We start from the raw sequence: 24090 nt of genomic DNA, 5'->3' as shown, positions 1-24090 counted from the left end.
CATCTCATGAGGTGCCCCGGCTTCTCAGCCGAGGACGAACGGGAGTTGGGCGGCGACATGGCCCAACGCGGCCTTCTCGGCGTCGGTCGGCGGGCGCCGTCCGGTACCGATGAGCAGCGCGTCCCTGTCGGAGAACGCGGCGGGGAACGGCGCCTGGGCGATCTTCTCCAGCGCCGCGCGCGCCGCCGCGAGGGTGTCGGCGGGCGGCTCCTCTGCGGACGGCAGACGGGCGATCAGATCGAGGTGGTGCAGGGTCCACTCGACCACGTACGCGGACAGGTAGTCGCCGATGGTCAGCACCTCGTCGCGGGTGCTGACACGGGCGGCCGGATCGGCGAGCCGGGCGGCGCGGCCCGCCGCGGAACCGACGTCGTCCAAGTGGAACTTCAGCCACCGCGGCTCGCCGTATGCGGCGGCCAGCCGCGGGATCAGCGCATCGAGCGGATCCTCGCCGGTCGGAGGCTCGACGAGCTTCCAGTAGGTGACCGCGTCCACGGTCGGTTCGGTGCCGGCGGGTGTGACCAGGGTGATCAGGACGTCCTGCGCGTCGATGACCAGGTGGCACACCAGATCGCGGACCAGCCAGCCGGTACAGCCGGACGGCCGCTCGAAGTCCTCGTCCGGGAGCTCGGCGACCGCGGTGCGCAATGCCGTCCAAGAGCGTGAGAAGAGATCCACCGGCGGCACGGTAGTGCGGGACCGTCACCGCGGACAAACGAATTCACCCATGTGGACAGTTCGGAGCAAATCCACGCGAAAGCGACTCCGCTTGGGCTGCTCAGTGCGCGGACGGCCACAGGCGGTAGGAGGTCGCGAGATCGCGCACCTCCACCGAGAGGAACACCCGCTGCCCACCGCCGTCGTCCAGGGGCAGGTGCTTGGCGAGCAGGGCCAGGACACGCTCGGACAACCGCGCCTTCTGCGCCTCGGGGCGGCCGGGCTTGAGGCCGACATCCACGTGCACGAAGCCGGGCTCCTCGCTCGGGTTGTCCCCGGCATACGCCTGCGCCGGACGGAAGAACGTCTTGCACACGCCCGACGTACCGGACTCCTCGGCCACGAGCGGATGCAGCTCTTTCACCAGGGCATCAGGGTCGAAGGCTCTGGCCAGGTGAGAGGAGTAGTCGACGGTCAGGTACGGCATGGAGGGCCTTTCACGCGTTCCCCGTAGTTTCGTTAGGCAACTATTTCACCCCCTCGCTCAGGCCGTCACCACGGGTACCGCGTCAGGCGGAGAGGGTCTGGAGGGGCAGTTCGACGACGGCGTAGGCAAGGGGCGCGAAGGCCGCGGCGGTGGCCAGCGTCAAGACGCGTTCCTTGTGCGTGCGGCCCATCAGCAGAGGGGTGAGAACGACGAGCGCGAGGCACGCCCACGCCTGCGGCGCGTAGTGGAGTTTCCAGGCGTACGCCAGGCCCTCCATGCCGAAGATCCCGGCGAGTGCCGCCAGTCCGGTGACGCGGCGGTGCGTGTCCCGGCCGCTCCGCCACCAGTGGCCGGCGACACCGAACAGCGGCCCCGCCACGCAGGCCATGGCGAGCCATACGAGCGGGAAGAGCAGGTCCCCCGCGCCGTCTCGCCCGAACTCGGCCCAGCCGTAGTAGCCGACGACGAGACCCACCTCCGCCGCGAGGCCTCCGATCGCGGCCCGTGACACGGAGCCCTGCGGGTACCGCGGCGCTCCGGCGGCGAACGCGACGGCCGACCAGACGGCGCCGGAGTTGGCGATCTGCTGCCAGGCCCCTGGGAGCAGACCCTGGGCCACGTTGGTGAGCACCCCGAGCAACAGGCCGACGGCCAACGCCGTCGCCGCGGAGCGGCCCCGCCCACGCAGCCGGCCGGCCGGCCCGAGCGGCCGGCTGGAAGTAGCGGTCGTCATCGTCGCCCCCGTGTGCGGTCTTGTGGTGCGCACTATACACAGCATGTATACACACCGCGCATACATGGTGTGCAGGCAGCCGACGGGGACGCCCGGGTTCAGAGCCCTCGGCGCGGTTCAGAACACACCGGTCACGTCCGGCACCCTGCCGGTGCCCGGACGGAGCGGGATGTTCCCCGCCCCCGACAGCACCCGCAGCGCCTCCTCGGACCGCGTGCCGGGGACGGCGGTGTAGATCACGACCTGCTGGTCGCGGTCGCTGAGGTCGAGTGCGTCGCAGTTCACGGTCACCGGCCCGACCAGCGGATGCCGGAACGTCTTGCGGAGCGTGCGTTCGCCGTCCACGTCATGGGAGTCCCACAGCCGCGCGAACTCCTCACTGCCGGAGCGGAGTTCGGTGATCAGCGCGGTCACCTCGGGATCGTCGGGATAGCGGGCGGCGGCCGTGCGCAGCCGGCGCGTCGCGTGCCGGGTGAACGCGTCGACGTCGGACACCCCGTACAGCCGCTCGCCCTGCGGGCGCGGCCCGAGGAAGGTGCGGCGCGCGAGGTTGCGGTCGCGGCGAGGCAGCGCCGAGAAGTCCTCCATGAGGGCGGCAGCCAGCTCGTTCCAGGCGAGCACCTCCAGCGTGGCCGAGGTGACGAAGGCGGCGGACTGCGGCAGCCGGTGCACCAGGTCGAGGATGCTCTGCCGCACCTCGCGCGAGGGTCCGGGCGCGGCACCCGGCGGTGCGCCGGCCAGGAGATGGAGGTGCGCGCGTTCGGCGTCCGACAGCCGCAGGGCGCGGGCGAGCCCGGCGAGCACCTCACGGGACGGGCGCGGTCCGCGGGCCTGCTCCAGCCGGGTGTAGTACTCGGTCGAGATGAACGCCAGGTGCGCGACCTCCTCGCGGCGCAGCCCCGGTGTACGGCGCCGCGGCCCCGCGGCCATTCCCACATCGGCAGGGCTGATCCGCTCGCGCCTGCTGCGCAGGAAGCCCGCCAGTTCCGCTCTGTCCACCCGTCCAGTGTGCGCGTGTGCCGTAGGGCCCATCCAGGTACTGGCGGTGCCTGGATGGGCCGTGCGCGCGGGCGCACGCTCGCTGCCATGGACAACGACAGGGACAACTCTGCCGCGCCGGGCCTGCTGGCCGGCAAGGTCGCCTTCATCACCGGTGCCGGGCGAGGGATCGGCGCCGCCGCGGCGCGGCTGTTCGCCCGGGAGGGGGCCCGGCTCCTGCTCGCCTCCCGCACGGAGGCGCAGTTGAAGGCGGTGGCCGAGGAGGTGCGGGCGGCGGGCGGCACCGCCGACCACATCGTGTGCGACCTGGCCGACGCGGCCAGCGTGCGGGCCGCCGTGGACCGTACCGTCGACCGGTACGGCCGGCTCGACATCGCCTTCAACAACGGGGCGACGATCCAGCCGCCCGGCCCCCTGGACCAGCTCCCGGAGGCCGAGTTCGACCATGTGTACACGGTGAACCTCAAGGGTGTGTGGCTGGCCATGGTCGCCGAGGTCGCCGCCATCCGGGCCACCGCCGGTACGGGTGCCATCGTCAACAACTCGTCCGTCGGCAGTCTGCGGGGCAATCCCGAACTGCCGGCGTACGGGGCGATGAAGCGGGCGGTGAACAGCCTGACGGAGTCGGCGGCCGTGACCTACGGCCCGGAGGGCATCCGCGTCAACGCGATCGCCCCCGGCAACACCCTGACCGAGATGATGCGGGCCTGGGAGGCGGAGTCCCCCGGACTTCAGGACCGGCTGACGGCGCTCACCCCGCTGCGCCGCGCGGCCGTCCCCGAGGAGATCGCCGAGGCCGCCGCCTGGCTCCTCAGCGACCGTTCCTCCTTCGTGACCGGCACGGTGCTGCGCGTCGACGGCGGCGCACGGGCCTGACCCCGGGACGGCGGTCCCCGGTCAGCCGAGGCCGAGCACGCTCGTCGTGCGCTCGGCCATGCGCTGTTCGCCGAGCGCGTTGGGGTGGACGGGGACGATGTTCTGCCCGAACAGGAGCGGCTCGATCCACCGGGTGCCGACGGCCTGGCACGCGTCGTGACCCTCGGACGCCTGTGAGAAGTCCACGTACGTGGCCCCCGTCTCCTCGGCGGCACGCTGGACGACGGCGTTGAGGTGGGCCTGCAGGGCGTGCAGGTACGGCACGTCACCGGTGGCGACGGGCAGCCGGGCGAAGCAGGACGGGTCGGCCTTGGCCGGCGTGATCCACGGGTAACCCAGCACCGCCACACGGGCGTCCGGCGCCTTGGCGCGGACGCTGCGCAGCGCGCTCTTCAGCGCGGGGTAGGTGTTCGTGTCGATCGCGTCGTCGAAGGTACTGCCGTACAGGTCCTTGCAGGGGCTGCCCTTGCCCCCGCTCAGGACGCCCGCGGTGCCGCAGGCGAGGATGGCGCCGATGAACGTGTTGTTGTCGTTGCCGCCGATGGTCATCGTCACCAGGTCGGTGTGGGCGGTGACCGCGTCCGTCTGCGGGGCGACGCCGGGGTACTGGGACTGTGTGAAGTCCTTCGTCTGGGCGGCACCACAGGTGACGTCCGTGAGCCGGGCGCCGGTGCGGGCGGCGATGACGTGGGGGTAGTTGGCCGTGGAGCGCAGACACAGGAGGTTGCTGGTGTCGACGGGCAGGACACCCGAGGCGGCGCTGTAACTGTCGCCGAGGGCGGCGTAGTTCAGGGTTGTCGTGGCGTGGGCGGGCACGGCGGTGACGCCGAGGGCCAGCGCACCGGCGAGTGCGGAGGTCGCGGCGACGGCACGGCGCAGGGCAGGCTTGGGCATGTGCTCTCTCTTCTCGGGGTGGGGACCACGGGAACAGGCGGGCATGGGGAGCCCGCGCGTGAACGGGTGCACGAGAATTGCGGCGGCTCAGAGCAGATGGACGTACCGGCCGTCGGGGCGTGAACGCGTGGGCGCACGCACGGCGATGGCCGCGAAGCGGCGGCTCGCGGGGTTACCGCTGGGTTCTACCGATAGGTAATGTGCGGGTGCCGCACCGCGGAGTCAACGTTGTTGACAGGAATTCTTGAAACACTTACAAATCGAACCCGTCCGTCAACAGGGCTTTCGCGCCCGCGTCCAGCCCTTACGGAGTCATGACGCGGTGGCCGTGTCACCCGCTCGCCGTGCCGTGCCCGTCTAGCGTGGCCGTATGCGTGTACTGGTCACCGGCGGTGCCGGGTTCATCGGGTCCCATGTCGTCGAGGCGCTGCGGGCGAGCGGGCACGAGCCGCTCGTGTACGACGTCAGGGCCGATCCGGCTGCCGACGTGCGCGACCGCGCGGCCGTCACCCGCGCCCTGTCCGGCGTGGACGCGGTCTGCCACCAGGCCGCCATGGTGGGCCTGGGCAACGGCGTCACGGACGCGGCCGAGTACGTCTCCCGCAACGACCTGGGCACCGCCGTCCTGCTCGCCGCCATGGCCGAAGCCGGCGTACGGCGGCTGGTGCTGGCCGGGTCGATGGTGGTGTACGGAGAGGGCCGCTACGACTGCCCCACGCACGGCGTCGTACGCCCCGGGCCCCGGGCCGCGGCCGACCTGGCGGCGGGCCGCTTCGAACCACCCTGCCCGCGGTGCGGCGCACCGCTCACCCCCGGCCTGGTCAGCGAGGACGCCCCGCCCGACCCGCGCAACGTGTACGCCGCGACCAAGCTCGCCCAGGAGCACCTGGCGGCCGCCTGGGCCCGCGCCACGGACGGTACGGCGGTCTCGTTGCGCTACCACAACGTGTACGGCCCCCGGATGCCCCGCGACACCCCGTACGCCGGCGTCGCCTCCTTCTTCCGCTCGGCCCTCCAACGCGGCGACGCGCCGCGGGTGTTCGAGGACGGCGGGCAACGGCGGGACTTCGTCCACGTACGGGACGTGGCCGCGGCCAACGTCACCGCGCTGGAGGCCGGGCCGCGCCCCGGAACCCTCACGGCGTACAACACCGGCAGCGGCGAGCCGCACACGGTCGGCGACCTCGCCCGCGCCCTGTCCGCGGCCCACGGCGGCCCGGACCCGGTGGTGACCGGCGAGTACCGCCTGGGCGACGTCCGCCACATCACCGCGGACTCCTCCCGGCTGCGCGAGGAACTCGGCTGGAAGCCGGAGGTGGGCTTCGCGGAGGGAATGCGGGAGTTCACGCGAACGCACTGAGCGTGTCCGCACCGGCTGGACGGCATCGCCCTCGATCATGGCGGTGCTTCGCATGAAACCCGCATGAACCAGTCGAAAGGACAGCCATGTCGCGACGCACCCTGAGGCCGACCCGCGCCCAGGTCGCAGCGCTGCTCACCGCATCTGTGCTCGGTCTGGGCCTCCTCGCCCCCTCAGCCTCCGCGGACACTCCGCCGCCCGGCCAGAAGGTCGACAGCGGCACCGTCATCGACAGGGTCTGCCGGCACGCGAACGAGGACCGCGAGGACGGCTCCGGCCTGTCCTGTGAGCGGGACATCGCACCGCTCCTCACCCGCATCATCGGCCCCGGCAGCGGGCTCACCTGCCGGAACGAGTCCCCGACCGCCATCAGTTGCCGCCCGGAGAACTGACCCTTCACGCCTTGGCCGTCGGCAGCGTCACCTCGAAACGGCAGCCACCCGGAATGTTGCGGACCGTCGCCCGGCCCTGATGGGCCTCGACGATGCCCCGTACGATCGCCAGCCCGAGCCCCGCCCCGGCGGGCGGGGTCCGGGCATCGGTGCCGCGCCAGCCGGTGTCGAAGACGCGGGGCAGGTCCTCCTCGGGGATGCCGCCGCAGCCGTCCGTGACGGAGAGCACCACACCGTCGTCGGTGCGCTCGGCGGCGACCGCGACGGTGCCGTCGGGCGGCGTCCTGCGGATGGCGTTGACCAGGAGGTTGCCGAGCACCCGGGTCATCTCCTTGCCGTCGACCTCCACCGGCACGGGCTCCACGCCGTCGCCCACCAGCCGCACCCCGTGTTCCCGGGCCAGCGGGTCGGCTCCGGCCAGCGCGTCACCGACCAGGTCGTACAGGGAGATCCGGGCGGGGCTCAGCGGGAGGGTGCCCGCGTGGATCCGGGAGAGTTCGAAGAGGTCACCGACCATGTCGTTGAGCCGTTCGACCTCGGTGCGGATCTGCTTGAGATAGCGGTCGGGGTCGGCGGCGACGCCGTCCTCCAGCGCCTCCGCCATGGCGCGCAGCCCGGCCAGCGGGGTGCGCAGGTCGTGCGAGATCCAGGCCACCAGCTCGCGCCGGGACTTCTCCAACGCCCGTTCCCGTTCACGGGATTCGGCGAGCCGCGCACTGGTGGCGGCCAACTCACGGCTGAGGGCGTCCAGTTCCGCGGTGGCCGGGCGGTGCGGGGCGGCGAAGGCACCGGCGTCGCCGAACGAGCGGGCCGCGTCGGTGAGTTCCCGGCTGCGGGCGACGACCCAGCGGCCCAGCAGCAGCGCGGTGACCAGGGAGACCACGGCCGCCATCGCCACGACGGTGGTGACCACGGTCAGATCGTGCCGGGACAGGAACATCGCCCAGGCCACGGCGAGCGTGCCCGCGAGCATCGCGACGACGCCGACCGCCGCGACCACGGCCAGGGACGCGGTCAGCGAGCGGCGGCGGATCAGGCGCAGCGCACCCGCTCCCGCGGCGCCCGCGGCCACGGCGCCGGCGAAGGCGTACAGGGCGATGAGGAGGGTGTCGCGCATCGTCAGAACACCGCCTCGCCGGACTCGAGGCCGGCCTCGGGGCCGGACTCGGCGCCGGGCTCGAAGCGGTAGCCCACCCCCCACACCGTCTGGATCATGCGGGGCCGGGCCGGGTCGTCCTCGACCTTGCCGCGCAGCCGGCGCACGTGGACGGTGACGGTCGACAGGTCGCCGAAGTCCCAGCCCCAGACCTCACGCATCAGGTCCTCGCGGCTGTAGGCCCGGCCGGGGTGCCGCAGGAAGAACGCGAGGAGATCGAACTCCCGCAGGGTGAGGGCGAGTTCACCGCCGTTCTTGGTGGCCCTGCGGGCGTCGGGGTCGACGGAGAGTCCCGCCGCGGCCAGCCGGTGCCCGGTGGCGGCGGGACGGCTGCGGCGCAGCACCGACTCCACGCGCAGGACCAGTTCGCGGGGGCTGAAGGGCTTGGTGACGTAGTCGTCGGCGCCGACCTCCAGGCCCAGGATGCGGTCGTCCTCGTCGCCGCGGGCGGTGAGCATGATGACCGGCACGGGACCTCGGTCCCGCATCCGCCGGCACACCTCCAGGCCGTCCATGCCGGGCAGCATGAGGTCGAGCACCACCAGGTCGGGCCGGTGCGCGGCGGCGCGGATCAGGGCGGTCGGGCCGTCGTCGGCGCGGTCGACCAGATAGCCGGCGCGGTGCAGATATCCGGTGACGACCTCGGCGACGGTCGGGTCGTCGTCCACGACCAGGATCCGGGCCGCCCGGTCTGCGGCTTCGGTCCCGTGGGGCTCGTACGGCGGTTGCATGCCTCCAGCCTCGCACCGCCCGGTGCCCGCCGCCGAGCCGCGGGAGGGGGCGTCCGCGTTTCGTAAGGACCATGAGTCCGATATGCCCGATTGGCGTTCGTAGGGTGAAACCGTGACGACCACTTCCACGGACGTCGACGTGGTGCTGCCCTGCCTGGACGAGGCCGAGGCCCTGCCCTGGGTGCTCGGCCGGATCCCGGCCGGCTGGCGCGCCCTCGTCGTCGACAACGGTTCCACCGACGGTTCCCCCGACATCGCCCGCGCGCTCGGCGCGACGGTGGTGCACGAGCCGCGGCGCGGCTTCGGCGCCGCCTGCCACGCCGGACTGACCGCGGCCACGAGCGACATCGTGTGCTTCTGCGACTGCGACGCCTCCCTCGATCCCGCCCTCCTCGTGCCGTTCGTGCGGGAGATCCGGGAGGGCGGCGCCGACCTGGTGCTGGGCCGGCGGCGTCCCGAGGGCCGGGGCGCCTGGCCCGCGCACGCCCGCGCGGGCAACCTGGCACTGGCACGGATGCTGCGCCGCCGCACGGGGCTGCGCCTGCACGACCTGGGCCCGCTGCGCGCCGCCCGTCGTGAGCCGCTGCTCGCGCTCGGGCTCAGCGACCGGCGCAGCGGCTACCCGCTGCAGATGGTCGTGCGCGCGGCCGACGCCGGCTGGCGGATCGCCGAACACGACGTGCCCTACCGGCCGCGCACCGGCGCCTCCAAGGTGACGGGCACCTGGCGCGGCACCTGGCAGGCGGTGCGGGACATGAGCCGCGTGCTGGCGGAGACCCCGGCCGAGGGGAGGCTCGTACGGTGACCACGCTTCTCGTCATCGCCAAGGAGCCGCGACCGGGGCGGGTCAAGACCCGGCTCACCCCGCCGTTCACACCGCAGGAGGCCGCCCGTCTGGCGGAGGCGGCGCTCGTGGACACCCTGCACGCCGTGGCGGCGGCCCCCGCCACTCGGCGGGTGCTCGTCCTGGACGGGACGCCGGGACCGTGGCTGCCGCCCGGTTTCGAGGTGCTGCCCCAGTGCGCGGGCGGCCTGGACGAGCGGCTGGCGGACGCCTTCGCCCGGTGCTCGGGGCCGGCGCTGCTCATCGGCATGGACACCCCGCAGGTGACGCCGCAGCTGCTCACCGTGGACTTCGCGGCCTGCGACGCGTATCTGGGCCTCGCCGAGGACGGCGGGTTCTGGGCGCTGGGCCTGGCCGAGCCCGCCCCCGCGCTGCTGCGGGGCGTGCCCATGTCGACGCCCACCACCGGGGCCGTGCAGGGGGAGCGGCTGCTGGCCGCCGGGTTGCGGGTGCGGGAGCTGCCCCGGCTGCGGGACGTGGACACCGCCGCCGACGCCCGCGCCGTCGCCGCGCTGGCCCCGCACGGCAGGTTCGCCCAACAGCTGGCCCGCTGCACGCCGGTCACCCCGCGATGAGGGGCAGCTCCGTCGCCTGGGCGGCCGCCGATCCCTACTCCGCCGCGCTGCGCTCCGGCCGTGGCCCGCTGTTCCTACGCCGCGCCGACGGCTGGCTGCTCCCGCTGGAGGTGGAGCGCTGGTGCGCCCGCGCGGACGCCGTGGACCGGGCGGTGCTGGACCGCTGCGAGGGCGCCGTCCTCGACGTCGGCTGCGGGCCCGGCCGGCTGGTGGCGGAGCTGGCCGCCCGTGGCCGCAGCGTGCTCGGCATCGACGTCAGCGAGGCCGCCGTCGACCACACCGTCCGGCTCGGCGGGCAGGCGCTGCGGCGCTCGGTCTTCGAGCGGCTGCCGGGCGAGGGCCGCTGGGACACCGTGCTGCTGATGGACGGCAACATCGGCATCGGCGGGGAACCGTCCGCCCTGCTGGAGCGGGTGGCGACGCTGCTGCGGCCGGGGGGTCTGCTGATCGCCGAGACCGTTCCGGGACACGTCGACGAGCGGGCCCGGGTCCACGTGGTCGACACGGCCGGTACCGTCGGCGCCTTCCCGGCCCCCGGTGCGCCGTTTCCCTGGGCCCGCCTCGGCACCCCGGCCCTGCTGCGGTACGCGCGCAGGGCCGGCTGGCGGTCCGTCGCTCAGTGGTCGGCGGGCGGCCGGTGCTTCGCCGCCCTGCGCAGCCGCCACGCCAACAGCGCTGCCGAGCCCCCGAAGAGGACCGCGGTGATCAGCAGCCAGCGGGTGAGGAAGCCGTCCGGGGACAGGCCGGTGGCCGACCGGTAGCGCTGCTCGACCATGCCGCTGATCAGCGGGAACCACACCAGCAGGAGCAGCCCGGACAGCATCGCCGGGACGCGTACGTACAGCGTCCAGCCGCGCCGTCCGGCCGTTCCCAGACCGCGCACGACGGCCCGGTCGGCCGCCGTGTACAGCGGCAGCAGGACGAGGTCGTGCAGCAGGGCGGCGCCCACGACCCACACCGCGACGCCGAACCAGTCACCGGCGAACAGCCGGAGCCCGGCGTACGCGGCGAGCGCGAAGGAGCAGGCGAGCAGCAGCAGTTGAAGGGGGCTGCCGAGGTGTACGCGCGGCGGCATCACAGGTCTCCGAAGGTCAGCCGGGCCACCCACTTGGTGTTGAGCACGCCGGGCGCCGCGGGGACGATGATCCGCGCCGGGTGGCCGTGGTCGGGGGACAGTTCCTCGCCGTTGACGTACAGGGCGAGCAGCGAGCGCCCGTCGGCCACCTGGTTCGCGCGCAGGGCCGCGCGGCGGAAGGCCCCGTGCCGTTGCAGGGACTCCACGAGCACGTCCGGCGGGTCGCCCTCGTACCCGACGAGTGCCGCGAGGTCACGCAGCCGGACCCCGCGCCACCACTGGTCGGCGGTCGACCAGCCCTCCACACAGGCGATCGGCAACGACGCGCTGTGCTGGGGCAGTTGAAGCAGCTGGGCGCGGCTGAGCCGGACGGTTCCGGTGCGGCCGGCGACGACGAGCCGCCACGCGTCCTCGTGCGTGTCGGCCGCCGTGACACCGGCGTAGGCGGCCGTCTTGTTGATCTGGAAGCCGTTCGGACCGCCGCCGGGATCGGCCGTGCCGTGCGGCGCGAGCAGGGCCGTACGGCGGAAGGGGCCGCCGAGGCTCTGCCCGACCGTGGTCAGGAACAGCAGCAGGGAGCCACCGCCGACCAGCCCCAGCGCGCCACGCCGGGAGACCGTGGGTGCCGTGGGCCGCGGGGAGACCAGGTCGCTCTGCTCGTGTCGGCGCCGCCGTACGGCCCGTACCGCCGTGGGTGTCTTCAGCGCGGCGTGTGCGACGAACGCGGCGAAGAACACCCACGCCCCGTAGAAGTGCAGGGGGTAGAAGGAGCCGGGGAAGACGTAGTCCAGCTGGACGTTGAGCACCCCTGTGGTGAACTCGAACAGTCCTCCGCCGACGAGCAGGACCAGGGAGATCCGCTCCAGCGCGTGGGCGAGCGAGCGGGCCGGAGGCAGGCTGAACAGCCTCGGCACCACCGACCACAGCTTGGCCAGCAGGACGGGGATCAGGGTGATGCCGAGCGTCACGTGGACACCCTGGGTGAGCCGGTACAGCCACACCGGGCCGGTGGGCCAGGCGAACAGGTAGAAGCCCAGGACGCCCTTGTCCGGGGTCATGTCGTTCACCCGGGACAGACCCGGGTTGTAGGCGGCGTACGACACCAGTCCGGTGACGAACAGCACGGTGACGCCACCGAGCAGGACGAGGCCGAGGACCGAGGTGAACCAGGGGCCGCGCAGCGGGCTGCGCCAGAAACCTGGGGAGGTGGGAAGCCGAGGATGGTCGCGCATGTCCTGACCGTAGGCCGGTGCACCCCCGGAAACGGGTCCACGACCGGTGACGAAACGCTGACGTCCTGCCTGGCGGGCGCCCGGTTGCCGGTACCCCGGCCTAGCGTGCCGGTGTGACCCGATCTCTCCGCCGTGACCTGTACGCCGCCGGTGCCGCCGTCCTGCTCGTGACGGCGGCCGTCGTGACCGGCCGGCACATCCAGGACACCCGCCACACCCTGTTCGTGCACTGGCCGCCCGTGTTCGCCGACTGGGACCCGCATGTCGGCCCCGGCACCCCGGCGGCCCTGGCGGTGGCGGCGGCCATCGTGGCGTACGGGCCCACCGTCGCGGCCCGTCTCCCCTGGCGAGCGCTGCTCGCGGTGGCCTGGACGGCCGCCCTGGCCTGGATCCTGTCCCTCGCCCTGATCGACGGCTGGCACCAGGGCGTCGCGGTCAGGCTGACCACCCGCAACGAGTACCTGACTGTCCTCGGCCGCTTCCACGACATCCCGGCGACCCTGCGGGACTTCACCCACCACATCGTCAGCGGCACCCCCGAGCCCTGGCCCGCGCATGTCGCGGGCCATCCGCCGGCCGCCACGCTCACGTTCGTCCTGCTGGACCGGATCGGGCTGCGGGGCGGCGGCTGGGCCGGGATGTGGTGCATCACCGTGGGTGCGACGGGATGCGTGGCCGTGCTGATCGCGCTCCGCGCGCTGGCCGGCGAGAACCTCGCGCGGCGGGCCGCGCCGTTCCTGGTGCTCGCCCCGGCCGCGGTGTGGCAGGGCACCTCCGCCGACGGCTACTTCGCGGCCGTCGCCGCCTGGTCCCTGGCCCTGTTCGCCCTGGCGGTGACCCGACGGTCCCACGGGTGCGCGGCGGTCTCGGGCCTCCTGTTCGGCCTGACCTGCTACCTCTCCTACGGCCTCGCGCTCTTCGCGCTCATCGGCGCGGCGGTGCTCGCACTCGCCCGCTCCGGCCTCCGGGAACGCCCCACCCTCCTGCTGTCCCTGCTCGCCGGACTGGCCGTGTTCCCGCTGGTGTTCACCCTCGCCGGCTTCGACTGGTGGGACGCCTACCACCGCCTCGTCACCCGCTACTACCAGGGCGTCGGCGGCACCCGCCCCTACGGCTACTGGGTCTGGGCCAACCTCGCCTGCACCGCCCTCGTCACCGGCCCCGCCACGGCGGCGGGCCTGCGCCGGACGACCGCGGCACTGCTCCCCGGGACCGGGACCCGGCGCCCTGCGGAAACGCGTCTGGCGCTGCTGGTCTCCGCCGCGCTGCTCGCCCTGCTGGTCGCCGACCTGTCCGGCATGAGCAAGGCGGAGACGGAACGCATCTGGCTGCCGTTCGCCCTGTGGCTCCTGGCGGCCTGTGCGCTCCTCCCCCGCCCCCGCCCCTGGCTCACCGCCCAGGCCGTGCTGGCCCTGCTCCTCAACCACCTGCTGCTGACGGGCTGGTGAGGCCGGGGGCCTTCGCAGTGCCGGACCAGGCAGAACGGGTGCCCTGCCGGGTCGGCGTACACGCGCCGGCTCCGGCCCCCGGCGCCGCCGTCCAGCACCTTGGCGCCCCGGGCCACCACCCGCTCCTCGGCCCGGTCCAGATCGGCCACGCCGAAGTCCAGGTGGAATCGCTGGGGTCGGCTCGGGTCCGGCCACAGGCCGATCCTGGGCGTCCACGGGCGAGCCCCGGCAGCCTCCTCGCGCCCGCTCCGGGGTGACCTCGCGTGACCGCCGGTCCGTCCGGGCGTTGCGCTGGGCGTGGGAGGGGCCGGTGTGGCCGAAATCGCGTACTGGTGCGGGGCGTACCGCTGCCACTTCTCTGAACGCACACGGCAGGAAGGACAGGGTCAGGGTATGGACTTCGGCAGCGTCGACCGGCGCCGGTTCATCGGGACGGCCGCGGCAGGGGTGATCGGCGCCGTCTCCCCGCGGCCGGCGGCGGCACGGGAAGCGGGCGACGGGTCCGGTGCGCCGGCAGGCAACGCCCGGCGGTTCCTCACCTACACGGGGATGACCGGCGGTTCGGTCACCGCCGGCAGGGCCGGCGGCGCGCTGATCGCCGAGGTGCAGGGGGTGCTGTGGCGGGTGCCCAGGGACGGGGGGTCGGCCGTGCAGGTGACGGGCTGGGAGCTGGAGGCGACGCGCCCTGCCCTGTCCCCCGACGGGGCGACGCTGGCCGTGTGCGGCTATCGCGGGGGCGGCTTCCACCTGTGGACGATGCGGCCGGACGGCGGCGGACTGCGGCAGGTGACGGACGGGCCCTGGGACGACCGCGGGGTCGCCTGGTCGCCGGACGGCACCCGCCTGGCCTTCTCCTCCGAACGCGGCGGTGACGCCACGGCCGGCGCCTCCTACGGGCTGTGCGTACTGGACGTGGCCGGCGGCCCGCCCCGCCGGCTCACCGGCGGCGACCACGAGGACTTCGATCCGGCCTGGGCGGCGGACGGGCGGTCGCTGGTCTGCGTGCGCGCCGCCCACACACCGGGCGGCGGCAACGACGGCGGTCTGTCGCTGGTCCGGGTACCGGTCGAGGGCGGCCCCGCCGAGGTGCTGCGCACGGTGACCGGGGGCCGGCTGCTGTGCCCGTCCGTGTCGCCCTCGGGGCGGATCGCGTATGTGCACCTGACCGGCGCGAGCAGTCCGGGATCGCCGGCCGACGCGGCACTGCTCGTGGTCGACGGTGAGGTCGTCACGGCCGACGAGGACCTGGCGGCCGCTCCGCCGTGCTGGCTGAACGACGACGAGCTGCTGTACGTCGGGGACGGCCGGATCCGTGTCCGCTCCCTCTCCGGCTCCTCCGTGCGCCAGGTGCCCTTCACCGCGCGCATGCCGGTGCCCGGTCCGTCCCGGCGGCGCCGACGGCGTCCGCTCGCGCCGGAGCGGCCGGCCCCGGTGCGGGGTCTGCACCGGCCGGCCCTGTCCCCCGACGGCCGCACGGTGGCCTTCGTGGCGCTGAACGCCCTGTGGCTGATGCCGGTCAGGGGCACCGCGCGCAAGCTGCTCCAGGCCGCCGACGTCCACCTGGTGCAGATGCCGGCCTGGGCGCCGGACGGGCGCAGCCTGCTGTACTGCACGGACCAGGACGGACTGGTGGCCGTACGTCGCCACCACCTGGACGGCGGCGCCGACGAGCCGTTGACCGAGGGCGGCCGGCTGTACCCCGCGCTGTCACCGGACGGCTCCCGGCTGGCCTGCCAGGACATGACCGGGAACCTGCTGCTGCGCACCCTGGCCACGGGCGGCGAGCAGCGGCTGGCCCAGCCGCTGGCCACCGACGGGCCGCCCGGCGCCCCCACCTGGTCACCCGACGGCCGGTACGTGGCCTTCTGCGACCGCAACCGGCTCAACCAGCGGTTCCGCGAGGGATACAACCTCATCCGCGTCTTCGACACCCGTACCGGCGCCGAACGCCGTCATCTGCCCGCCGAGCACCAGTCGCTCTCCGACCGGGTGGCCTCCGGGCCGGTGTGGTCCCCCGACGGCCGCTGGATGGCGCTGGTGGCCGAATCCGCGCTGTGGCTGCTGCCCGTGACCGCCGACGGCACCCCGGCCGGTCCCGCGCGCCGCATCACCGACGAGCCTGCCGACCACCCCAGCTGGTCCGCCGGCTCCGGCACGCTCCTCTACCTCTCCGACGGCCGTCTGCGCCGCCTCACCCTCACCACCGCGCACGCCCGTACGCTCCCACTGCGCCTGACCAGCGCACCCGTCGCGGGCGACTCCGCCGGGCCACTGCGGATCCACGCCGGCCGGCTGTGGGACGCCACCGGCGCTCCGCCGCGGCACGACGTCGACATCCTCGTCACGGGGAAGCGGATCACCGCCGTCGAGCCGCACCGTTCCCGCCGCCCGGGGCACCGCACCCTCGACGCCTCGGACCGGACGGTCCTCCCCGGCCTGTTCGACAGCCACACCCACCCTTATGCGGCCACGTACGGCGCCCGCCAGAGCCTCACCGCGCTCGCGTACGGCATCACGACCACGGCGTGTCTCGGCGGCCCGCTCTACGACGCGGTCCGGCTGCGCGAGGCGGCCGCCTCCGGCGACCTGCTCGGTCCGCGGCAGCTCGCCTGTGCCGAGCTCATCGACGGCTCCCGCACCGCCTACAGCATGGGCCGCGCCCACCGCACCCGGGAGGGTGTCCGGCGCACGCTCCGGCGCGCCACGGCCCTGGACGTGGACTTCGTCAAGACCTATGTGCGTGCCCCGGGCGAGGTCATGGCGGAGGCGGCCGTGGCCGCCCAGGCGCTGGGGGTGCCCAGCGGCAGCCATCTGTGCGCGCCGGGCCGGGCGGCGGGCCAGGACCTGACCACCCATCTGCAGGCCACCCAGCGACTGGAGTACGGGCATGCCGTCACCCCGCTCGGCCGCGTCGGCCAGGACCTGGTGCAGCAGTACGCCGACGGCTCCTTCGCCCTGATCATCACGCCGTTCAGCGCGCAGATCCTGCTCGCCGCGGACCCACGGCTGGCCGAGGATCCGCGCGTCACGCGTCTCATGCCGCCCTGGGACGTGGCCGCCGTCCGCGCACACGCCCGGACCGCGCCCACCGACGCACAACAGCGCGCCCTCGGCACCGAGATGGCGGACTACCGGCGGCTGGCGACGCACGGCGCCCGTATCGCCCTGGGCACCGATGCTCCCCTGGTCCCGGTCGGTCTCTCCCTGCATCTGGCGCTGCGCGCGCTGCACGCCCACGGCTTCACGCCCGCGGAGGTCCTGCACAGCGCCACCACGGTGCCGGCCCGCCTCTTCGGGCTCGACGGGGATCTCGGCACCGTGGAGGAGGGCAAGATCGCCGACCTGGTGGTCGTCGACGGCGACCCGTTCTCCGACTTCCGTACCCTCGTCGACATCCCGGTGGTGGTACGCGAGGGAGTCCCGCACCTCCAGGGCGACCTGACGTCGGCCCACCGGCCCGACGGGGCAGCCGAGCACCAGCCTCCCCGGGGCATGACGTGGCTCGAGGTGGCCGGTCAGGTCCGGCGGGGTTCGTGCTGCCACCCCGGCGCGGACGGCGGATAGCACGACGGGGGCACCGCGAAGGGGGCCGCCGTCAGTCACCTGCGCCTTCGTCATCAGTGGTGGTGCGGCTCGCCAGTCGTTCGTAACGCTGTCTGGCGGCCTGGGGCGTGCCGAGTCCGAGTCCGAAAGCGATCTCCGGCCAGGTCATCCCCCGGCCGCGCGCCATCTGGAGCAGCCCCGCCTCCAGTTCGTCCAACTCGGCCCGCACCAGCGGCACCAGGCTCAGTGCGGCCGTGATGTCGGCGTGGTCCACCTCCGGCTCGCCGTCCTCGTGCAGCACGGCCCCGCTGAGCAGGAACGTCACCAGCCTGACGGCCTCGTGCGGCGCGAGGAGGGAGGGATGCGTCTGCCGGCGTCGTTGCTCGTCCGTCGCGGCATGCCGCTCGGCGATGCGGAACAGCGAGGCGTACACCCGCTGGGCACGGGCCTGCTCCGGATGCGGGGGCGTGAAGGGATCGGTGGGGTCAGCGGTCGGTGACATGGCCCCAGCATCAGATCACACACAACACGACGTCAACTCATTATTGTGAACGGAATGTTCACCCGAGCGGTGCGGTGATCTCCCGCTTGAGGATCTTGCCGCTCGGGCCCATCGGCAGGGCGTCCGTGAGCCAGAGCCGGCGCGGGTACTTGTAGGCCGCGACCCGGTCCCGGACGAACTGCTGCAGTTCCTCGGTGCCCACCTGGGCGCCCGGCCGCAGCACGACCGCGGCGGCCACCTCCTCGCCGAGCCGCTCGTCGGGGACCCCGAGGACCGCGGCGAGGGCGACGGCGGGGTGCTCGTGCAGCACCTCCTCGATCTCGCGCGGGTAGACGTTGTAGCCGCCGCGGATGATGAGGTCCTTCTTCCGGTCGACGATGAACAGATAGCCGTCCTCGTCCTGGCGTGCCAGGTCGCCGGTGCGCAGCCACCCGTCGGGGATGGTGGCGGCCGTCTCCTCGGGGCGGTGCCAGTACTCCTTCATGACGTTGGGCCCGCGCACGGCCAGTTCACCGACCTCGCCCGGGGCGACGTCCCGGCCGGTGTCGTCGAGCAGCCGGACCTCGACATCGCGGATGGGGGTGCCGATGGAGCCGGGCTTGCGCGGGCGGTCGGGGTGGTTGAAGGAGACGACCGGGCTGGTCTCGGACATGCCGAAGCCCTCCAGCACCATGCAGCCGAAGCGCCGCTCGAACCCGTGCAGGACCTCCACCGGCAACGACGCGCCGCCCGAGACGCACATGCGCAGGCTGGACACGTCGGCAGCGGCGGCGCCCGGGTGCTGGAGCAGTGCCGCGTACATGGTGGGGACGCCCTCGAAGACGGTCGCGCGGTCCCGGGCGATGGCTTCGAGCACCGTCTGCGGCTCGAAGCGCGGGACGAGCGTGAGGGAAGCGCCGCTGCGGACGGCGACGTTCATCGTGCAGGTCTGCCCGAAGATGTGGAACAGCGGCAGACAGCCGACGATCACGTCGTCGGAGTCCAGCCGCTGCACCTCGGTGACGTTGACCTCGGTGTTGTGGCGGAGCCCGGCGTGGGTGAGCGCGGCACCCTTCGGCCGGCCGGTGGTGCCCGAGGTGTACAGCAGCACGGCGATGTCGTCCCCGGCGGTGGCGGTCACCTCGTCGTACGGCTCCAGGCGCGCCAGCTCGGCGGCGAGAGCGACCGGTTCGACCGCCAGGCGCCGTACCCCGGCGGCGGCCGCCCCGGCTGCCCCCTCGCCGGGCGCCCGGTGCCACTCGAAGAGCAGGACGGCGCCGGAGTCCCGCAGGTGGTACTCGGTCTCCCGTTCCTTCAGCAGCGGGTTCAGCGGCACCACGATGCCGCCGGCGCGCAGGACGCCGTAGTACAGGACGACGAACTCGGGCACGTTCGGGAGCATCAGCGCGACGCGGTCGCCGGTGCGCAGGCCCTCGGTGCGCAGCAGCGCGGCCGCCTGCGCGCTCAGCCGGTCCAGTTCGGCGTAGCTGGTGGTCGCCGTCCCGAGCCGCAGCGCCGGGCTCGCGGGCCGCCGTCGCGCCGTCTCCACCAGGAACTCCGCCAGATTGGCCATGATGCCTCCTCGCACCCACGCGCTCGCCGCGCTCCCGGGGTCCCGTCCCCGGCTGACGCGGGGTCCCGCCCCCGACGCCCTCGGCATGGTCGCCCGCACGATCGCCGGGGTCCATGGCCACGCCCACAGTTCACTCCCGCCCCGATTGTTCCCGGGACCAAACAGACCGCCGTACGCTGCGGGTATGGGTCTGCAGAATGTGGGTGCGGCGTTGCGTGTGCGCCTTCCGGAGCTGGGTGAGCTGATGACCGAACGCATCCGCGCGGAGGTCGAGTCGTACGCCGACGACTCGCTCATCCCCTTCGCGTCGCTCAGGGAGTCCTGCGAGGGCAACGCCGATCTGCTGCTCGGGCGTTTCGCGTACGGGGCCGAACCCGACGTGGGAGCCGCGCAGCAGACCGGTCGGCGGCGCGCCGAGCAGGGCGTGCCGCTCGCGGACACGCTGCACGCCTACCGGGTCGGTTTCGAGATGCTCTGGTCGGAGATGGTCGACGAGGCGCGCCGGCACCCGGACGTGACGGACGCCGAGCTGGTGGCCGGTTCCTCGGAGATCTGGGCCCTGTTCGGCCGGTACGCGGAGGCAGTGGCGGCCGCCTACCGCGAGGCCAGCGCGGAGCTGGCGCTGCAGCGCGAGTCACGCCGCTCGGCCCTGGCCGAGGCGCTGTTCACGGGCGCCCTCGCGAATCGTACGACGCCGTGGGAGGCGGCCCGGCAGCTCGGTCTGCCGGAGCGCGGCCCGTACGCGGTGGTGGCCGCGTCGGTGCCGGATCCCGGCCAGGAGCCGCTGCCCGGCATCGAGGCGGCGCTGCGCCGCTCCGGGGTGCCGTCGGTGTGGCGGCTGCTGCCCGACCAGCAGGTCGGGCTGGTCTCGCTCGGGCACCGGGACGCGGAGACGGTGAGCCTGCGGGCGCTGCGCCGGCGGCGCGGCCGGGTCGGCGTCAGCCCCCGCTTCGACTCGCTGCGGGAGACGCCGCAGGCACTGCGTTTCGCCCGGCTGGCCCTGGCCGGGCTGCCCGCCGACGGGCCGGGGGTCGCCCGGTTCGACGACAGCCCGCTGGCGATGCTGGTGGCCGCGGCGCCTGCGGAGGCCGGCCAGCTCGTCGAGGTCGCCCTGGGCCCGCTCCTGCACCTGCCGGAGGCGGAGCGCGCACGGCTGCTGCGGACGCTGGGGCACTGGTTCGGTGCGGGTGGTGTGGCCGCCGAGGCCGCCGAGCGGCTCTTCGTCCACCCGAACACCGTGCGCTACCGGCTGCGCCGCATCGAGGAGCTGACGGGGCGCTCGCTCTCCGACCCGATCGCCGTCGCCGACCTGGGGGCGGCGATGTACGCCCTGCGGCTGCTGCCTTCCTGAACACTCCGCGCGCGGTCTGGGCTAGCGGGCCGCCGTGAGCCGGTACACCGAGACATGGGAACGGGAGTCGGCCGTGAACGCGGCGCCTTCCCAGTCCGCGTGCCTGGACTCCAGCTCGAACCCGGCCAGTTGGGCCATGAGGTCGAGTTCGGACGGCCAGATGTAGCGGTGCGGGCTGCGGTGCAACCGCACCTGCTCGGTCCCTTCGACGTGGAAGTGGTGCGACACGACCCGCTGCTCGATGACGTCGTAGGTGTCCAGCCCGACGTAGTCGGCGTCGGCGTGCCACACGGTGGCCGCCTTGCCCGGGGAAGTGTGCGCAGCTCGGGCACCCACAGCTCGATCACGAACCGTCCGCCGGCGGTCAGATGGCGGGCGGCGTTGCGGAAGCACGCGACCTGCTCGGCCTGTGTGAGCAGATTGGAGATCGTGTTGTAGACGAGGTAGACCAGGGTGTACGCCCCCGGGGCGACCGTCGTCGCCATGTCACCCATGACCACGGGGATCCGGGCTTCGTCGGTCTTGGTCCGCAGCTGCTCCACCATCGGCCCGGACAGCTCGATGCCGGTGACGGGAACTCCCCTCTCGGCGAGCGGGACGGCGACGCGCCCGGTCCCGATCGCGAACTCCAGCGCCGCTCCGCCGTCCGCCAGCGCCGCGAGGCGTTCCACCGTGGGGGTCAGCACCTCCGGCGCGAACATGCCGGTGCCTGGCGTGTCGTAGCGCCGGGCGACGGCGGCGTCCCAGATGTCATCCTGCTGCATGACATCGACGCTCGCCCCTGTCACGGGAGTTGTCCACCGAATATCGTCCCGGCGCTCGCCTCTCCCCTGTGCCACGCAACCGACCTCCGGGCCGCCTACATCGGCTGGTCCCCGTACACGCCGGTCACCGGTGCCGACCGCGGTTCACGCCAGACGAACACCTCGGTGCTGGGGGCGCGTTCGGAGAACAGGCCCGCGGGTGAGGACCGGGCGAGCAGGCGGCGCAGATCCGTTTCGAAGGTCCCGCGGCGGGGGCCGAACAGGTGGGGAGCCGAGCAGGACATCGAGAACGTCCAGGCGACCACGTCGTCCACCGTGCGCCGCAACTCCTGCCCACCGGGTACGACGTACCGCTCGGGGCCCAGGAAACCGGCGCCGGCGAGCACCGCCGCCTCGCCGCCGGGCGTTCCCTGCGGCAGCAGCCCTCGGCCGGCTCGGCGGACCGGCCCCAGGTGCCGCCTGACCAGTTCCTCGACGTCCCGGTACGGCACGGCGGGGTGGGGCAGTCCTTCGACCGCACGGGGCTCCGTCTTCAGGTCCGACAGGTGCACCAGCGCCCCGCCGGGGCGCAGCATGCCGCGCACGGTCCCCGCCACCCGTTCGCGGTCCGTCCAGTGGAAGGACTGGGCGAAGACCGCCACGTCGAACAGGCCCAGGCCGGCCGGGAGTTCCTCCGCGCGCTTCCGCACCCAGCGCGTCTTGCGGGCCAGCCCCGCGGCGTCGGCCCGGCTCGTGGCCTCGCTGATCATTCCGGCGTCCGGATCGACCCCGACGACCTCGCGGAACAGCCGGGCCAGCGGGATGGTGACGGTCCCGGGGCCGCATCCCACGTCGAGAAGCCGCCCGTGTCCGTCGGCCGCCAGTACGCCGGCCAGCAGCGGCACCAGCCCCGGGGCGTAGGGCAGTCGGCCCTGCTCGTAGTAGGGAGCCGCACCCTCGAAGAGGGTCTCGTCCCACTCCCAGCCGCTCATGGAGCCAAGGATCGAGCACGGCGGGGTGCCGGTCAAAGCGAAATCCCGGCCTCCTCGAAACCGACTCAGCGGTTTGGTAAGGACGGTCGTACGACGGCCACGGGCAGCGGGCCGGTCAGCTGTTGGCGCCGGCCAGGGGTGCCGCCGCGTTCTGCCGTACCTCCGCGATCACCCGGGCACCGCGGTCCGGGGCGGTGTCGAGGCGGACGAGGACGGCGGGAGCGGCGATCGCCGGGAGCAGGTGGTTGAAGAGGGCCGACACGCGGTGGCCGAGGTCGGCCCAGCCCGCGACGGCCTGGGAGACGAACTGCACGCCGATCCAAGCGCCGAGGAAGACCTCGGCGGTCTCCTCGGGCACCACGTGCGGGAGCACCTCGCCGCGCTCCTTGGCCTCGGCCAGCACGGCTCCGGTCAATTCGGCCCAGGCCGGCCAGGCGCTGCCGAAGACGTCGCGGCCCTGCAGGTCCGCCGAGAGCCGCACGCCCGCGAGCAGCATCGGCTCCCGGGGCAGCCGCACGGCCAGGGTCATGCCCGCGTCCACCCACTCCTGCAGCTTCAGTTCCCGGGTGACGTGGTATTCGACGCCTGTCTGCTCCTGCAGCACGCCCTGGGCGAGGGCCGCCTTGGAGTCGAAGTGGAAGTACAGGGCACCCTTGGTCACGCCGGCCCGGTTGAGGATCTCGGCGATGGTCGCCGCCGCGTATCCGCGCTCGGCGAAGACCGCCGCGGCGGCTTCCAGAACAGCACGTCGGGTCCGGACAGCTCGCTCCTGCTGAGCCATCGGCCCTCCCCAAGCTGAAAATTAAACCAAACAGCTCGTACCTTACCGCAGGGCACGTCAACGCCAAGGCCTCCCGGGGCGGTTGCCATGGACTAGGCACACACACGACCGGCACCCTATTTTGAACGCGTTCAAATCTGTGGTTAGGCTGTGTCCACCGAACAGAGGGGGCTCGATGAAGGTGGTTCTGCCCGGGGGCACCGGACAGGTGGGCACGATTCTCGATCGGGCGCTGACCGCAGCCGGCCATGAGGTGACCGTGCTGACCCGGCAGCCGGAGCGGGAGCGGCAGGTCGCGTGGGACGGCGTCACGCTCGGCCGTTGGGCCGAGGTGGTCGACGGCAGCGACGTCGTGATCAACCTGGCCGGACGCAGCGTCTCCTGCCGCTACACCGCCGAGAACCTGCGGGCCATGATGGATTCGCGGGTGGACTCGGCGCGGGTGGTCGCAGCGGCCGTCGCCGCCGCCGCGCGGCCACCGCGACTGTGGCTGCAGATGAGTACGGCTACGATCTACGCCCATCGCTTCGACGCGGCCAACGACGAGACGACTGGGCTGATCGGCGGCGCGGAGGGTGGGGTTCCGGGGTACTGGGCCTACAGCGTCGACATCGCCAGGAACTGGGAGCGCGCACAGCGCGAGGCGTCGACGCCGAAGACGCGGAAGGTGGCGCTGCGCTCGGCGATGGTGATGAGCCCGGACCGGGGTGGTGTCTTCGACGTCCTGCTGGGCCTGACCCGGCTGGGACTGGGCGGGCCGGTCGCCGGTGGGGCGCAGTACGTCTCCTGGATCCACGACGAGGACTTCGTACGCGCGGTGGAGTTCCTGATCGAGCAGGAGGACATCGACGGTCCGGTGAACCTCGCCTCTCCCGGCCCGCTTCCGCAGCGGGAGTTCATGCGGGCGCTGCGCAGAGCCTGGGGCGTCCCCGTGGGGTTGCCGGCCACCCGATGGATGGCGGAACTTGGGGCGTTCGCGCTGCGCTCGGACACGGAGTTGCTGCTCAAGAGCCGCCGGGTGGTCCCGGGCCGGTTGCGGGACGCCGGGTTCGACTTCGCGTACCGCGAGTGGCAGCCGGCCGCCGTGGACCTGGTGCGGCGTGCCAGGTCCTCGCGGGCGGGGCGTCGCGGCCGGACGGGGGCGGCGTCCGTGCCGCGGACCTGATC

The 24090-nt window shown here is 73.5% G+C and carries 22 protein-coding genes and 2 pseudogenes; 10 read left to right on the top strand and 14 right to left on the bottom strand.

From position 1 onward, the window contains the following. Window positions 1–24 precede the first annotated feature (24 nt). The 4 genes from ACZ7HQ_RS27100 to ACZ7HQ_RS27085 form a co-directional block, all read right to left on the bottom strand. Complete coding sequence (locus ACZ7HQ_RS27100; RefSeq protein ID WP_470994901.1) at window positions 25–678, bottom strand: maleylpyruvate isomerase N-terminal domain-containing protein; 654 nt, start codon at window positions 676–678, stop codon at window positions 25–27. 100 nt (window positions 679–778) lie between these two features. After that, window positions 779–1144, bottom strand: a complete 366-nt coding sequence (locus tag ACZ7HQ_RS27095; protein WP_470994898.1) for a 5-carboxymethyl-2-hydroxymuconate Delta-isomerase — start codon at window positions 1142–1144, stop codon at window positions 779–781. Window positions 1145–1226: 82 nt separating this feature from the next. Beyond that, window positions 1227–1877: a DUF6518 family protein gene (locus ACZ7HQ_RS27090; protein WP_470994895.1), complete on the bottom strand. Its 651-nt coding sequence runs from the start codon at window positions 1875–1877 to the stop codon at window positions 1227–1229. A gap of 117 nt (window positions 1878–1994) precedes the next feature. Next, window positions 1995–2876, bottom strand: a complete 882-nt coding sequence (locus ACZ7HQ_RS27085) for a helix-turn-helix transcriptional regulator (protein WP_470994893.1) — start codon at window positions 2874–2876, stop codon at window positions 1995–1997. 87 nt (window positions 2877–2963) lie between these two features. On the opposite strand from ACZ7HQ_RS27085, the gene ACZ7HQ_RS27080 reads away from it, so the two are divergent. Continuing rightward, window positions 2964–3752, top strand: coding sequence for an SDR family NAD(P)-dependent oxidoreductase (locus ACZ7HQ_RS27080; RefSeq protein ID WP_470994890.1), 789 nt, complete (start codon window positions 2964–2966; stop codon window positions 3750–3752). Between the two features lie 21 nt (window positions 3753–3773). Here the strand turns inward: ACZ7HQ_RS27080 and ACZ7HQ_RS27075 are convergent, their stop codons facing one another. Continuing rightward, the gene (locus tag ACZ7HQ_RS27075; RefSeq protein ID WP_470994888.1) at window positions 3774–4646 is read right to left on the bottom strand and encodes an SGNH/GDSL hydrolase family protein; all 873 of its coding nucleotides are present in this window, start codon (window positions 4644–4646) and stop codon (window positions 3774–3776) included. Between the two features lie 370 nt (window positions 4647–5016). Between ACZ7HQ_RS27075 and ACZ7HQ_RS27070 the strand changes: the two genes are divergently transcribed. Both ACZ7HQ_RS27070 and ACZ7HQ_RS27065 read left to right on the top strand, forming a co-directional pair. After that, entirely contained in the window at window positions 5017–6006 is a 990-nt protein-coding gene (locus ACZ7HQ_RS27070; RefSeq protein ID WP_470994885.1) for an NAD-dependent epimerase/dehydratase family protein, read from the top strand. A gap of 86 nt (window positions 6007–6092) precedes the next feature. Beyond that, on the top strand, window positions 6093–6398 hold the full coding sequence (locus tag ACZ7HQ_RS27065; protein ID WP_470994882.1) for a hypothetical protein: 306 nt from the start codon (window positions 6093–6095) through the stop codon (window positions 6396–6398). 4 nt (window positions 6399–6402) lie between these two features. On the opposite strand, the gene ACZ7HQ_RS27060 is transcribed toward ACZ7HQ_RS27065, so the two are convergent. Continuing rightward, window positions 6403–7515: a sensor histidine kinase gene (locus ACZ7HQ_RS27060; RefSeq protein WP_470994879.1), complete on the bottom strand. Its 1113-nt coding sequence runs from the start codon at window positions 7513–7515 to the stop codon at window positions 6403–6405. 2 nt (window positions 7516–7517) lie between these two features. Beyond that, window positions 7518–8285 (bottom strand): response regulator transcription factor, encoded by a 768-nt coding sequence (locus ACZ7HQ_RS27055; protein WP_470994876.1) that lies wholly within the window; start codon window positions 8283–8285, stop codon window positions 7518–7520. A gap of 112 nt (window positions 8286–8397) precedes the next feature. Between ACZ7HQ_RS27055 and ACZ7HQ_RS27050 the strand changes: the two genes are divergently transcribed. From ACZ7HQ_RS27050 to ACZ7HQ_RS27040, 3 genes are read left to right on the top strand one after another with little or no spacing between them, the layout of a single operon-like run. Then, the gene (locus ACZ7HQ_RS27050; protein ID WP_470994873.1) at window positions 8398–9090 is read left to right on the top strand and encodes a glycosyltransferase family 2 protein; all 693 of its coding nucleotides are present in this window, start codon (window positions 8398–8400) and stop codon (window positions 9088–9090) included. Continuing rightward, window positions 9087–9704 carry a TIGR04282 family arsenosugar biosynthesis glycosyltransferase gene (locus tag ACZ7HQ_RS27045; RefSeq protein WP_470994870.1) on the top strand — a complete coding sequence of 206 codons (618 nt, stop codon included), beginning with the start codon at window positions 9087–9089 and terminating at the stop codon, window positions 9702–9704. Before ACZ7HQ_RS27050 ends, ACZ7HQ_RS27045 begins: the two co-directional genes overlap by 4 nt. Then, complete coding sequence (locus tag ACZ7HQ_RS27040) at window positions 9701–10465, top strand: class I SAM-dependent methyltransferase (RefSeq protein ID WP_470994866.1); 765 nt, start codon at window positions 9701–9703, stop codon at window positions 10463–10465. Before ACZ7HQ_RS27045 ends, ACZ7HQ_RS27040 begins: the two co-directional genes overlap by 4 nt. Before the next feature lie 313 nt (window positions 10466–10778). On the opposite strand, the gene ACZ7HQ_RS27035 is transcribed toward ACZ7HQ_RS27040, so the two are convergent. Continuing rightward, window positions 10779–12011: a molybdopterin-dependent oxidoreductase gene (locus ACZ7HQ_RS27035; RefSeq protein WP_470994863.1), complete on the bottom strand. Its 1233-nt coding sequence runs from the start codon at window positions 12009–12011 to the stop codon at window positions 10779–10781. A 113-nt stretch (window positions 12012–12124) separates the two neighbouring features. Here ACZ7HQ_RS27035 and ACZ7HQ_RS27030 point away from each other — a divergent pair, with 113 nt between their 5' ends. Next, complete coding sequence (locus tag ACZ7HQ_RS27030; RefSeq protein ID WP_470994860.1) at window positions 12125–13459, top strand: hypothetical protein; 1335 nt, start codon at window positions 12125–12127, stop codon at window positions 13457–13459. Between the two features lie 17 nt (window positions 13460–13476). Here ACZ7HQ_RS27030 and ACZ7HQ_RS27025 read toward each other — a convergent pair. Continuing rightward, window positions 13477–13698, bottom strand: a pseudogene (locus ACZ7HQ_RS27025) (VOC family protein); the annotation flags it as partial. Between the two features lie 154 nt (window positions 13699–13852). On the opposite strand from ACZ7HQ_RS27025, the gene ACZ7HQ_RS27020 reads away from it, so the two are divergent. After that, the gene (locus ACZ7HQ_RS27020; RefSeq protein ID WP_470994857.1) at window positions 13853–17023 is read left to right on the top strand and encodes an amidohydrolase family protein; all 3171 of its coding nucleotides are present in this window, start codon (window positions 13853–13855) and stop codon (window positions 17021–17023) included. A gap of 31 nt (window positions 17024–17054) precedes the next feature. Here ACZ7HQ_RS27020 and ACZ7HQ_RS27015 read toward each other — a convergent pair whose 3' ends face one another. Beyond that, entirely contained in the window at window positions 17055–17504 is a 450-nt protein-coding gene (locus ACZ7HQ_RS27015) for a DNA-binding protein (RefSeq protein WP_470994854.1), read from the bottom strand. Window positions 17505–17562: 58 nt separating this feature from the next. Then, window positions 17563–19056: a long-chain-fatty-acid--CoA ligase gene (locus tag ACZ7HQ_RS27010; protein ID WP_470994851.1), complete on the bottom strand. Its 1494-nt coding sequence runs from the start codon at window positions 19054–19056 to the stop codon at window positions 17563–17565. Window positions 19057–19240: 184 nt separating this feature from the next. Between ACZ7HQ_RS27010 and ACZ7HQ_RS27005 the strand changes: the two genes are divergently transcribed. Then, window positions 19241–20407, top strand: a complete 1167-nt coding sequence (locus tag ACZ7HQ_RS27005) for a PucR family transcriptional regulator (protein ID WP_470994848.1) — start codon at window positions 19241–19243, stop codon at window positions 20405–20407. A gap of 21 nt (window positions 20408–20428) precedes the next feature. Here ACZ7HQ_RS27005 and ACZ7HQ_RS27000 read toward each other — a convergent pair. The 3 genes and pseudogenes from ACZ7HQ_RS27000 to ACZ7HQ_RS26990 form a co-directional block, all read right to left on the bottom strand. Then, window positions 20429–21171: pseudogene (locus ACZ7HQ_RS27000) on the bottom strand (class I SAM-dependent methyltransferase). 95 nt (window positions 21172–21266) lie between these two features. Continuing rightward, complete coding sequence (locus tag ACZ7HQ_RS26995; protein WP_470994845.1) at window positions 21267–22142, bottom strand: class I SAM-dependent methyltransferase; 876 nt, start codon at window positions 22140–22142, stop codon at window positions 21267–21269. A 115-nt stretch (window positions 22143–22257) separates the two neighbouring features. Beyond that, entirely contained in the window at window positions 22258–22923 is a 666-nt protein-coding gene (locus tag ACZ7HQ_RS26990) for a ScbR family autoregulator-binding transcription factor (RefSeq protein ID WP_470994842.1), read from the bottom strand. 175 nt (window positions 22924–23098) lie between these two features. Between ACZ7HQ_RS26990 and ACZ7HQ_RS26985 the strand changes: the two genes are divergently transcribed. Beyond that, the gene (locus ACZ7HQ_RS26985) at window positions 23099–24088 is read left to right on the top strand and encodes a TIGR01777 family oxidoreductase (protein WP_470994839.1); all 990 of its coding nucleotides are present in this window, start codon (window positions 23099–23101) and stop codon (window positions 24086–24088) included. Window positions 24089–24090 lie beyond the last annotated feature (2 nt).

The organism is Streptomyces sp. NPDC037290 (assembly GCF_055603245.1).
The sequence above is the reverse complement of the archived record's forward strand: the minus strand, read 5'-3'. Positions and strand labels throughout refer to the sequence as shown.